The sequence below is a fragment of the Mycoplasma sp. 125 genome, from assembly GCF_051549845.1.
In the GTDB taxonomy this organism is placed as follows: Bacteria; Bacillota_I; Bacilli_A; order Mycoplasmatales; family Metamycoplasmataceae; genus Metamycoplasma.
Genome location: NZ_CP196079.1, coordinates 313522 through 325679 on the forward strand (window position 1 = coordinate 313522; position 12158 = coordinate 325679).

Genomic DNA, 12158 nt, shown 5'->3' on the forward strand with positions numbered 1-12158 from the left:
CCAATTTTAAGATTTAAAAATCATAAATCCACCTTAAATTAAAATAGATTTATGATTTTTTATTTAATTTTTTAATTGCATTTTTTTAAATCATCATATGAATTTTTTAAGCAAATTATCAATTAATTCATCACCATACACTTGCTTGTATACAAATCGTTTTTATTTTCTATCAAGTCTGTTAAAGGTTTTTCTACTTTTTGGTTATTATTTTTTGTAAAAATTTTTAGCTTTTCCTTTGTTGCTTCTATTACATTTAATTTAAATTTTTTAATTAGTGCTTCAACATTGCTAAAACTAAATTGATTAGTTGGACTTTTATTTTAGAGGTGTTTGACTATCTTTTGTATATTTGTAAATCATTCCTTTTGGGCTCTTTATTAAAACTAAAAATAACTAGATTCTTTTTTACAATATCCTTAATATTAAAACCTAGGAAAAATATCGGTTCTTAAATAACTTGATTCGGCATTTAAAACATATATAAATAAACTCAATATTCATATAATTTTTTATTGCTCATTTACAATTTCTAGGTGTTTTCAGCAAGTTTTAATTACATCACTATTGAGTGATTCATATACTTCCTTGTCACCAATTATATAAAACTCCTCTTTTGCACGTGTTACTGCTACGTTCATAATATTTGGATTATTGCTGCCAACAGCTCATTGAGCAGAATTTATACTATCTTTATCGCAACCTAGCACTAAAAAAACAATTTTAGCTTCTTTTCCTTGGAAAGTATGTACTGTTCCTATATTACTTTTATTAATTAAATCATTGAGATTTCTCTTAAGTTCATTTACTATTGCTTTAAAAGGAGAAATAATAAAGACATCTTTTAAATTTGCATCACGGTTTTTTATTTTAAATAAATATTTTTTTAAAACTTGACATTGTTCTTTTACATAATGTTTGTTTATGGCTTTTCCCTTAACATGAAGTCAAAATCCATTGTAGCTTTTTTGTTTACCGTTTTCTTTTCCTTGGACCATATTTCCTTCATAGGAAATTTCGTTTGAAATATCAAACATTGGACTTAGACATCTTCTATGTACTCAAAGAGGTATGCCAATCCAATCTCCGTTTTTCTTATAAAATCCATATTTGCTATGATTATCAACAATTTCTTGCACTGAGCTATTAAGACCATAAGGCAATTTATATTTTTCTTTTATTCATTTTAAGGTATTTTGGTCTAATACTGAAACTGGTTCAATTTGCGATGGATCACCAACAGCAATAATATTCTTCGTTCTAAAAATTGCACCTACCGCTGCTTGTGGAACCGCTTGGCCCGCCTCATCTATAAACAAAAATCCCATTGATTCTTTTGGAAAATTCTTGTACATTGTCCTTATGCTTGCAAAGGTTGAACTAATTGCGGGTACAGCCATATTAATTCAATTTCATGCTTCCACTAAACACTCGCATTTATCAATAGTTTTTCCTTTGATTTTATTATTTCATATTTTAACGGCGCTTTTTAAAGCCTCCCTATTTTCATATAAAAATTGTCTTCTGACTTTTAGCGCCAAAATAAACAATTTTGATTGTTTGATTCTAAAATTCTTGTTAAATCATGGGTTACTTTTTTGAAATACATTGTTGTCATTAATTGCATTAAATTTATTAATTTTCTTATTGATAAAAAAATCTTGGATTTTATTTTTTTGATCTAGCATTCTGTTGATACTATCGATTTTTTTGCCTATGTTATTATTTTTAGATTCGAGAGATAATAGTGAGTCGCATATTTTAACGCGTTGATTTAAATAGGAGTTTAATTTTTCATTAAATTCTTTGTATTTCTTTGTTTTAAATAATTTACTTATTCAGCTTGGTTTTTGCAGTTTTAAATTTTCGATAGATTTGTTTATATTTTTTAATTCATTATGGTTATTATTTATTAAATTTATTATCTCTTTTTGGCTTTCATTAATTGCGTTTTTAATTGATTCTATATTAAGATTTCTATTTTCAAATTTATCGCTAGGTTTATCCTTCATGAAATCGTCAATTAAAGCTTGTATTTCTAATTCTATTTTAGCTAAAAGGTTTATGTGCATTTGTATATCATTTTGTGCTTTTTTAATGTCATTATATAAATTTAAAAAATCTTGATATACATTTGAATTGTTATTTTCTTGCTGGTATATTTCTTTTATGATATTTTCGACAGCTTTTATTATTTCTATAATATTCTTCTTTTTGCCGCCTTCCAATGAAAAAAGACCTCATTTTTCTTTTGAGATTTTATGCTTATTGGAAATACCTTCATTATTATCTTTTTCTTCAGTTATTGCATTAGCAGTTTTGTAAAAATAATCAGCATTCTTTATCTCATTTGCTAGATCTTTGTCAACATTTTCCAATAGAGGCAATTCGTTTACTATATTTTGCACAGCTCCATTATTTGAACTTGCTATTAAAATGCTCTTATTTGCAATTTGTGTAGGCAAAATTTTAATTTCTTTATAAAAAACATCCTTAATTATCTTTGAATCTAGCTTGCATATTTCGAGAGATTGTTGAGTAATTAGCTCAGCAAATATATCCTTTAGTAGGGTTGTTTTTCCTGTTCCTGGAGGTCCATTTACACTTTTCATTTTAATATTTTCATAGTTTTTACTTGTCGATAGATTTACTGCAATTTGTTGCATTAATGAAAGCGCATATTCTACATTGCTTGGAAATCTTGAACATGGATAATTCTTAGGATCTAAAATTTCTTTGATTTGTTTAATACCATCAGCTTGTTTATTATCTAAATTTATTTTTATTAATTCATTGCTATTTTCTTCTTTTGATGATGATAAATATTTGTCTAGATTTTGTGTTGATATTCCTTTAGCTTCTACTAAGTCATCAATAAAAAATGAATGCAATAAGGCATCATCTTCATCATCATTTACTATTTTATATCTGGAAAGATTAACATCAATATTGTAATTTTGTATTAATTTTTGAAATGCTTTATTAAAAAATGCTTTTAAATCTTCGGTTTCTTTCTTTTTAAATATATTTTCAATATCATCTGAAAGTTCATGTTCTTTTTCTTTAAATTTAGACATAGAATTAAATTCTAAATCACTCTTGGTCTCTCTAATATATGCACTTCAAGTATAGAAAGTGGATTGTTTTTCTATTTCAAGATTATTATTAAAACGTATAGCAAAACTGAATTTATTATTTCCTATTGATTCTAATTCATCATCATTAATTTTAGTATTATGTTTTTTGTTTAGAAGATCAATTAGTTCTTTTGAATTAAATGTGTTAAAAATAAAAACTAAATATTTTTCCTTTTTTTGCTTAGTTTCTTGTTTTAAAATCGTATTAAAATAGTCATAATAATTATCGTTTTGTTTATCTAGTTTAATCTCGCAATAATCTTTTTTATTTCAATTACCTTCGCTAAGTTTTTCAATCATTATTCAATGCTCAAGAATATTGTCTTTAATGCTTATAGGGTTCATTATATCTCCACAATGTAATCATATACAAGTTTAATTTTAATATTGTAAATATGACTCATCTAATCATAATGTTTCTCGTTATTTAAATAATTTAATATTATTAAATACATTATAGTTGATAAAAATGTTTTATTTAAAAAAGTAGTTATGAAGCAGTATTTATTAAATGTCAATTTATTTTGTTTTTTTGATGTATTGATATTTATAGCTCTTATAATTTATTAAATAAGATACCTGTAGAATAATGTCTTAATTTAAATTAAATCATGATATAAGAAAAAGTGCGTTTTTGCATAAAAACATTTCATATTGAAATTTTAAAATCTTTATATAGATTTTGCAAATATAAATATAAATAAAAAATATATATAAGAAAACATTATTTAACTTCCGTTGCATGTATTTTTATAATAAATTAGATCTAATAAGAGAAATATTATTAATTTATGAAAACAAGATTGTATAAAAAAGAACTATTGATTAAATTGTTCAATAAAAACTGTCTTTTAATCTATTTTGATTTCTCTTATTTAGTAAAATTAATTAAATATCATAAGCTATAAGGAGATATTAATGAGTTTATTAAAAAATTACATTCAGAAAATTGATGATATTTCTTCTAAAGAGTTGAATACAGATCAAAAAAGACTGGCAATAAAAATTTTAGAAAAATTTCAAGAAGACGAAAAACAACTACAATATGTTTTTCAATTTGTTGCACAAAGAATTAAAACGGGGTTTAGATTTGATGTGGCGCCCGAAAGTGATTGACAAACAGTTGCGCTATTAGAAAAAGATGAAAAACTTAGCTTTGTTTTAGACGAAAACAAAAGCAAAGATAATACATTAATCATCGGCGAAAACTATGATGCTTTAAAGAATTTGATAGTGATTGAGAGAGAGAGAGAGAGAGAGAGAGAGAGAGCTGCCTTCGCTTGATAAATATGATGTAATTTATATTGATCCTCCTTATAATACTGAATCAACTAAAAAAGATGGTAATAGTATTGCAGATAATAATGAAGATGTTAAGGCAAAAAAATTCATTTATCGTGATAAATATTCTAGAAATGGTTGACTTAATTTAATGAATGAAAGATTACAATTAGCAAAAGAGCTTCTCAAAGATGATGGAGTTATTTTTGTTTCTATCGATGATGCTGAGCAAGGCTATTTAAAAGTTTTGATGGATGAAATTTTTGGCGAAGAGAATTTTGTTTGTAATTTTATTTGGGAAAAAAATTATTCTCCAAAAAGTAATAATCATTACGTTTCTGTTAATCACGATTATATTCTGTGTTATTTAAAAAATAAGCAAATAGTAACTAAATTTAATCGTTTAGAACGCAATGAAAAAAATAATAAAATGTATAAATTTAGTGATGAAAAAGGAAGATATAAAATAGCTGATTTAACAAGAAATTCTAATAATAAATTTGACATTGTCTGAAATAAAAAAGTTTATAAGTGCCCGGAAAATTCTGGGTGATTATTTTCAGAAAAAAAGATTTATGAATTGATAAGAGAAAATAAGATATACCTGCCAGATGATGCCACAAAAAGGCCAGGTTTAAAAAGATATTTATCTGATGTTAGAGATATTATATCTAAGACAATTTTGGGCTATGAAATTGTGGGACATACACAGGATTCAAAAAATGAAATAAGAGATATCCTATATAAAAATGCTTTTGAAACACCTAAACCTATAAAATTAATAAAATATTTGATTAGGCTTCATAGTGATAAAAAAAATATTCGTGTCCTTGACTTCTTTGCCGGATCTGGCACCACAGCTCATGCGGTTTTAGAATTAAATCGCGAAGACGGTGGCAATAGAAGCTTCACTCTTGTTACAAATAACGAAAATAACATCGGTATAGATGTAAACTATGAAAGACTTTATAGAATAAACCACGGGGTTGGTACTAAAAATGAAACTTTTGATTGAATAAAGAAAAACGAACCATATAAGGCAAACTTAAATGTCTTTAATATTAAATACTATGATATAAGTCCAGCAAACAAAGATATTGAAATTGAAGACTTAGCTAATAAATTAATTGACGTATTAAAAGAGTTTGGAATAACTTCAATAGATAAAAACAATCAACAGCAATATATTAATTTATTAAATGATTTATCATCTTTAAAACCAGAGAAAAGAGAAGATAATGAATCTAACTAATTCTCAAGAAAAAGTTATTAATACTTTAATTAATAAAACCATAAATAGCTTAGAAGAAAACAAACAAAATTCCGTTTATTTTAAGGCTCCAACTGGCTCTGGTAAAACATTTATGATGATTAACTATATTGATAAATTAATTGAATGAAACAAATTTAATTTTAATCAAAATTTAGTTTTTGTTATTGCAACTTTATCGAGTGCTGAGTTGCCAAAACAAATGGAAGAAAACTTCAATGAGTATAAACAATATTTAATAAATAACGATTTAAAAATTACAAGAATTGAAAGCCCTTCAAATATTAATAAAAATTCTAAAGTAGAAAAAAATTATCAGTTTTTTGCTAAACCAAATAATGTTTATATCATGGGCGGAGCATCATTTAAAGCTAACTCAATTTTAAGAGAACAACATGCAATTGAGGCTTTTTTAGATGAAATAAAACTAAATGACTATAAATTAATTTATATTCGTGATGAAGCTCACATCGGCGCCGACACTTCAAAAAATAAAAAAGATGAAATTTCATTTGAACAAAATATGCAATTAAGGGCTGATTTTGTTATAAAAATGACAGCAACTCCAACTGATTTGAGTTTAGATCTTATTGAGCTAAGCGAAAAAGATCTATTTAACGATAAAATCAGATTATTAAAAAGTGAAAAAATTTTTAATGAAGGTATCGAAGATAATGAAGACATTTCCTATATTGATAATGATGTTATTTTAGAACAAGCCTGTTTGAAATTCAAGGACATAAAAAAACAATATAATGATGATAAAAACGAACCAGGTTTAGTAGGCATTAATGCCGCCATGTTAATTCAAGTTGATAACAGTAGTAAAGATCCTGAAAAAGAAAAAATATTCAATGAAACCATTGATTTAATAATAAAAAAATTAGATAAACATTCTTTATCATGAGTAAAGTATTTTGATCAAAATGATAAAGAGTCAAATCTAAGACAAAAAGATAATTTTTCACTTAGAGATATATCTAAATACAATTCGGACACTGATGTGATAATTTTTAAAGTAGGACCCGCAACAGGATGAAATATACCGAGAGCATGTATGCTGGTTCAATTAAGAAATGTTTCATCAAAAACATTAAGCGCACAAACTATTGGAAGAATAAAAAGAAATCCCAATCCTTCACATGATTTTAGTAATAGTTCAATTGCTAATAAATACTACATTTATAGCAATGTTGATAGAGATATAAATGCTCAAAGAATGCTGATTTTAAAATCTCAGTTTAAAAAAGAAAAATTTGTGTATGGTTCTCTTGTTAATATCAATAAATCTAATTCTGTTTTTAATTTAGATGATTATGAAAAACAAGTTGGTAATTATTTAAATAATTATTCTATTGAAAACTTTGAAACAAAATACCAAGTATGCAAAAAAGAGTTTTGTGATAATAACTTTATAATTGCTAATCAAAAAAGTTATGGTAATAAAATAGAAATAACATTAAAGCTAAAAAATAAAATTGATATGGAATTATTTAATATAAAAACAATTAAGAATAATAAAAAAATATTTACAGAAAATATTAAAAAAGAAATAAATAGCATCTATGAAACAAAATTAAAATCAATAATGGATAAAACATTCTTTTGATTTTTAATAATTAAATATGAAATCGAAAACTTTAATGACTTTTATAAAAAGCATTTGCAAAAACAATTGGATAATCAAGAAATAAGATATGTAATAAATAATTCTAAGTTTTTACCAGATTATTTAATAGAGAGTAAAGATGATGGCGATCCAAAAACAGACAATAAATTTGCTTATCAAGAAATAAATAAAGAATTTGCAAATATTTATTTAAAATCAGAGGCTGAAAAAACATTTGTAAATGAGTTTAAGAAATGTGTATCACTGCGGCCTGAAATTAGAATTTGAGCAAAGAATCCAGTACATAGTGGAATTAATTTTGAATATATCAATAATAATTTTGACATAAGTAATAGTTATCCGGATTTTATTGTTATACAACGAAATCATTACATTTATTTGGAAATTAAAACATACAAACATGATATTGATAAAGACAAAACAAAAAAATTAATTGAAGAGTATAGAAAATATATTAATAATATTAATAACATTAATAATAACTTAGAATTTAAGCTTACGCTCGCTATCATATTTGTAGATATTAAAGGAAATAATCTCTATGCAAATGGCGCAAGTACAATAAAAAGTCTAAATGACATGTTTTTGTCACAAAACGATAACTGAGATAAAAATGGGGAATTCTTTATAAATAAAGCGTACAATTTTCGCAATTATTAACAGAAGACAAGGAATAATAAAAGTTTCATAAAAAATATTTGTTTTAGCTAATTTATTATTATTTTGCAATAAATTATTGATATTTTTTGTTTTTGATAATTTAGATAAAATATAAATATAAGCTGTGTTGGAGAATTATTTTTCAAAATAACTTAATTTTGCAAAAAATGATGATCTAATTTTTTACCAAAAATTTGGGCTTAAAATAAAAATAAAAAACCAAGCTTTCTCATTATTTTAGAGCTTGGTTTTTAAAATTTTAAATTATTAAAAGTTCATAACCCTTTCTTTAATTTTGTTAATTTTATTTTTAATAATTTCCTCAATTGAATAAGAATTAAATGGTTCTACTTTTGTTGCGTCAATTAAAAGGGTTTCACTAACCTCTGCACCCAAGAAATTTCAGATGCCCTCTAGGTAAGAAATGTGACTTGCTCAAGGATATCAATCACATGGAGCTCCCTGAGAAGCAATTATTTGTACCTTTAAATTAGATAACAAACCTATTGAGCTACCTTTTTTAGCGTATTTATAAGAAAATGTCTTATTAGCAACACAAATTCGGTCGATAAAATTTTTTAACACTGCCGGAACATTAAAATTTATCATTGGGGCTGAAATAATTAATTTGTTGGTTTTTTTTAAAATATCAATATATCTACCTGATAATTCATCATTAAAAAAATCAGAAAAATTATTTGAGTTCATTGGATGTGTTGCCATTTCAAGTTCGTTTAAATCTAACTCCACAATTTCATCATTTTTGTTAATTTTTTTATATTCCTCAACGAAGCTCTTAGTAATAGCACTTGAAACAGACTTCTCTTTTGATATGGGCGAAGAATATAAAACTAATACATTAGCCATAAAACTCCTTTATTATTTATTTTTTAATATTATATAAGTTTTAATTGCCTTATTTTGAATAAATTTAGTTAAATCAAAAAAACTTGGTTTCCCAAGTTTTTTTGAAATGGTGCGGATGAAGGGAATCGGACCCTCGTATTCAGATTGGCAACCTGATGTTCTACCATTGAACTACATCCGCAACTGGTGCAAGTGATGGGAATCGAACCCACGTAGTTAGCTTGGAAGGCTAAAGTTCTACCATTAAACTACACTCGCAATTAGCGTTATATATTATAAACCATAATTTTTGTTTTATCTAAAAATATTTTTTAATTTGTTTGTTTTCAGCCAAACTATATTTTAAAAAAGCAGAATATTTATAAAAAACTATTAGTTATAAGAAACTACGACACTTGGGTTTTTGCATTAAAAGAAGTTAAATAATATGTTTATAGTTGTTGATTTATATAGTTTTTTTATATATTTTATTGTTTACAATAAAATGTCAATTTAAGCATTTTTGAAAAATAAAATTAATATTATATTTATAATTATCACTATGATTGAAATTAAAAAACTTTGTTATAAATATCCTGGTGCTAAAAAATATGCCTTAGATAATATTAATTTTACAATTGAAGATGGGCAATATGTTGCCATTTTGGGACATAATGGTTCAGGAAAGAGCACTTTTTCAAAACTACTTGCCGCAATTTACAAAGCTTCATCTGGGAAAATTATTATTGATGGTCTAGAAATAAATTCTGAAAATTTGGCGGAAATTAGAAAAAAAATTGGTATTGTTTATCAAAATCCAGATAATCAATTTATAGGCGCTACTGTTGAAGACGATATTGCTTTTGGCTTAGAAAATAAAAAAATGTCATATGATGAAATGAACGTAATTGTAAAAAAATATGCCAATGAAGTAGGAATGGGCAATTTTTTAGATAGGGAACCTCAGAATTTATCGGGAGGTCAAAAGCAAAGAGTAGCCATTGCTTCTACTCTTGCATTAGATCCTAAAATTATTATTTTTGATGAAATAACTTCAATGCTAGACCCTAGAGGCCGCAATGACATTTACAAAATAATTCATGATCTGCATTCCAACACCAATAAAACTTTAATTTCGATCACTCATGATATGGATGAAGCTTTGTTAGCTGATAAGTTAATTGTCTTTTCAGGTGGCCATGTGATAGCTCAAGGAAAACCTATTGAAATTTTAAATAACAAACAAATAATTGAAATTGCAAAAATAGATTCACCTTTTATATACAAACTTAGTGAAATGATTCACGGAATTGAGCCAACATATGACGATAAAAAATTATTGGAGACATTATGCAAATTAAAGTAGACAATATTTCAAAGGAATATAACAAAAAGCTTCCTACATATATTAAGGTGCTAGATGGTGTATCAGTGGAAATTAATGAATCAGAAGCAATTTCAATTATTGGACCAACTGGCTCTGGTAAAACTACATTAATAGAGCATCTTAATGCATTAATATTACCCGATGAAGGTTTACTGCATTTTAGTGATGTCCCTTTGTTTAAGAAAGCCAAAAAGCCATCTAAACCAAAAAAACAAAGTGATGATAATGATGAAACATACCAAGCTAAATTAAATGAATATATAAAGAATTTAGAGAAGTTTCAAAAAACTAAAAAAAGTGATCGTGTTGAAATAGTATATACTGATATTGATATTACCAAAAGTAAAAGAAAAATCAAAAATGTTAAAGCATTAAGAAAGCAAGTTGGAGTTGTATTTCAATTTGCTGAATATCAATTATTTGAATCTACTATTGAAAAAGACATTATTTTTGGGCCTGTTTCAATGGGTATTAAAAAAGACAAAGCTAAGGAATTAGCGGCTAAATATATTGAGATGGTCGGTTTACCAATTGATTATCTTAAAAGAAGCCCCTTTGATTTATCAGGAGGGCAAAAAAGAAGAGTTGCTTTAGCAGGTATTCTTGCTATGGAACCAAGATTTCTTGTTTTAGATGAACCTACTGCTGGTTTGGACCCGCAGGGTGTTGAAGAAATGCTCCAGCTGTTTTATAATTTATATAAGCAAGGCACAACTATTATTATTGTTACACACGATTTAGATAATGCTCTTAAATGAACAAATAGAACCTTATTTGTTAAGGATGGGAAGATTATTAAAGACGGTAATACTTATGATATTCTAAGTGATAATAAACTATTATTAGATAATAATTTAATTCCCACAAAATTATTGTCATATGTAGAAAGGCTAAATAATGCTGGTTTTAATATTGGAAAAGTAACAAATATTGAAGAATTGGCTGATAAAATAAATAACATAATTAAGTGAAAAAAATAAAAAGGAGCTATAAATATGGATAAAACAATTATTGGCAAATATCTCAATATACAGACGCCAATTCATAGACTTGATCCCCGACTGAAATTTTTAGCTAACATACTATTTATAATTTTGTTTTTTATTTCTGAACATTATATTACATTATCAATTTTAGTAATTATTAGTATGGTTTTATATGGTATTTCTACTAAATCAGTAATTTCTATTTTTAAAAAAATTAAGTTTCCTATCTATATTGCTATTTTTCTCCTGGTCATTAATATGCTAACTGTTAAGGGCGCGGTGATGTATTACGAAATTGATAAATATGTTCCTCTTTCAACAGAAACAAATGCTGACGCTTTTGTGATTTATCGCGGTAAATTAATAGTTAATGTAGTATATTTTGCTCCTAACAACGATGTTAATTCGATATTTCAATTGTCATTATTCTCAATTCATCGAACTTTTACAATACTTTTGAGAATTTATGGCGTTGTATTAATAACAACAATTTTGACAGTGACAACAAAACCTGTTTTATTAACGAGGGCAATCAATGATTTGCTATATCCGTTAAAAATATTTAGAGTACCAACTGAAATAATTACGATGATTATATCCATTGCCTTAAGATTTATTCCTACCTTGTTAGAAGAATCAGGAAGAATTATGAAGGCGCAGTCAAGCCGGGGAGTAGATTTTAAAAATGGTAATTTTAAGGATAAAATAAAATCTTTCATTGTCCTAATGGTCCCACTTTTTGTTTCATCCTTTAATAAGGCTAATGATTTAGCTGATGCTATGACTTCAAGAGGATATGAACCATATGCAAAAAGAACCTATTATCGTCAATTAGTTCCTAATTGAAGAGATTTGATTGCTACGCTAATATTAATGACTCTAACTGCATTGGTTGTAATATGTGCTATAGACCATATTGCTTTACCATCATGGTGAATTGCTTCATTTCAAAAGGTTTAAT

General features: G+C 26.0%; 8 protein-coding genes and 2 tRNA genes. 6 read left to right on the plus strand and 4 right to left on the minus strand.

The window, feature by feature from the left end; translation table 4 throughout:
* Nucleotides 1-512 precede the first annotated feature (512 nt).
* Complete coding sequence (locus ACSH4Z_RS01325; RefSeq protein ID WP_438340822.1) at nucleotides 513-3482, minus strand: DEAD/DEAH box helicase; 2970 nt, start codon at nucleotides 3480-3482, stop codon at nucleotides 513-515.
* 573 nt (nucleotides 3483-4055) lie between these two features.
* Between ACSH4Z_RS01325 and ACSH4Z_RS01330 the strand changes: the two genes are divergently transcribed.
* The 3 genes from ACSH4Z_RS01330 to ACSH4Z_RS01340 are packed head-to-tail and all read left to right on the plus strand — an operon-like array spanning nucleotide 4056 to nucleotide 7978.
* Nucleotides 4056-4424, plus strand: a complete 369-nt coding sequence (locus ACSH4Z_RS01330) for a hypothetical protein (protein WP_438340823.1) — start codon at nucleotides 4056-4058, stop codon at nucleotides 4422-4424.
* On the plus strand, nucleotides 4375-5670 hold the full coding sequence (locus tag ACSH4Z_RS01335; RefSeq protein WP_438340824.1) for a site-specific DNA-methyltransferase: 1296 nt from the start codon (nucleotides 4375-4377) through the stop codon (nucleotides 5668-5670). The genes ACSH4Z_RS01330 and ACSH4Z_RS01335 overlap by 50 nt, the downstream gene beginning before the upstream one ends.
* Nucleotides 5657-7978, plus strand: a complete 2322-nt coding sequence (locus ACSH4Z_RS01340) for a DEAD/DEAH box helicase family protein (protein WP_438340825.1) — start codon at nucleotides 5657-5659, stop codon at nucleotides 7976-7978. Before ACSH4Z_RS01335 ends, ACSH4Z_RS01340 begins: the two co-directional genes overlap by 14 nt.
* Before the next feature lie 267 nt (nucleotides 7979-8245).
* Here the strand turns inward: ACSH4Z_RS01340 and ACSH4Z_RS01345 are convergent, their stop codons facing one another.
* The 3 genes from ACSH4Z_RS01345 to ACSH4Z_RS01355 form a co-directional block, all read right to left on the minus strand.
* On the minus strand, nucleotides 8246-8845 hold the full coding sequence (locus ACSH4Z_RS01345) for an FMN-dependent NADH-azoreductase (RefSeq protein WP_438340826.1): 600 nt from the start codon (nucleotides 8843-8845) through the stop codon (nucleotides 8246-8248).
* 107 nt (nucleotides 8846-8952) lie between these two features.
* Nucleotides 8953-9026, minus strand: a tRNA-Gly gene (locus ACSH4Z_RS01350).
* A gap of 3 nt (nucleotides 9027-9029) precedes the next feature.
* Nucleotides 9030-9103: transfer RNA gene (locus ACSH4Z_RS01355), tRNA-Gly, on the minus strand.
* Nucleotides 9104-9386: 283 nt separating this feature from the next.
* On the opposite strand from ACSH4Z_RS01355, the gene ACSH4Z_RS01360 reads away from it, so the two are divergent.
* The 3 genes from ACSH4Z_RS01360 to ACSH4Z_RS01370 are packed head-to-tail and all read left to right on the plus strand — an operon-like array spanning nucleotide 9387 to nucleotide 12157.
* Nucleotides 9387-10190: an energy-coupling factor transporter ATPase gene (locus ACSH4Z_RS01360; protein WP_438340827.1), complete on the plus strand. Its 804-nt coding sequence runs from the start codon at nucleotides 9387-9389 to the stop codon at nucleotides 10188-10190.
* The gene (locus tag ACSH4Z_RS01365; protein ID WP_438340828.1) at nucleotides 10175-11191 is read left to right on the plus strand and encodes an ATP-binding cassette domain-containing protein; all 1017 of its coding nucleotides are present in this window, start codon (nucleotides 10175-10177) and stop codon (nucleotides 11189-11191) included. The genes ACSH4Z_RS01360 and ACSH4Z_RS01365 overlap by 16 nt, the downstream gene beginning before the upstream one ends.
* Nucleotides 11192-11206: 15 nt before the next feature.
* Nucleotides 11207-12157 (plus strand): energy-coupling factor transporter transmembrane component T family protein, encoded by a 951-nt coding sequence (locus ACSH4Z_RS01370; RefSeq protein ID WP_438340829.1) that lies wholly within the window; start codon nucleotides 11207-11209, stop codon nucleotides 12155-12157.
* Nucleotide 12158 lies beyond the last annotated feature (1 nt).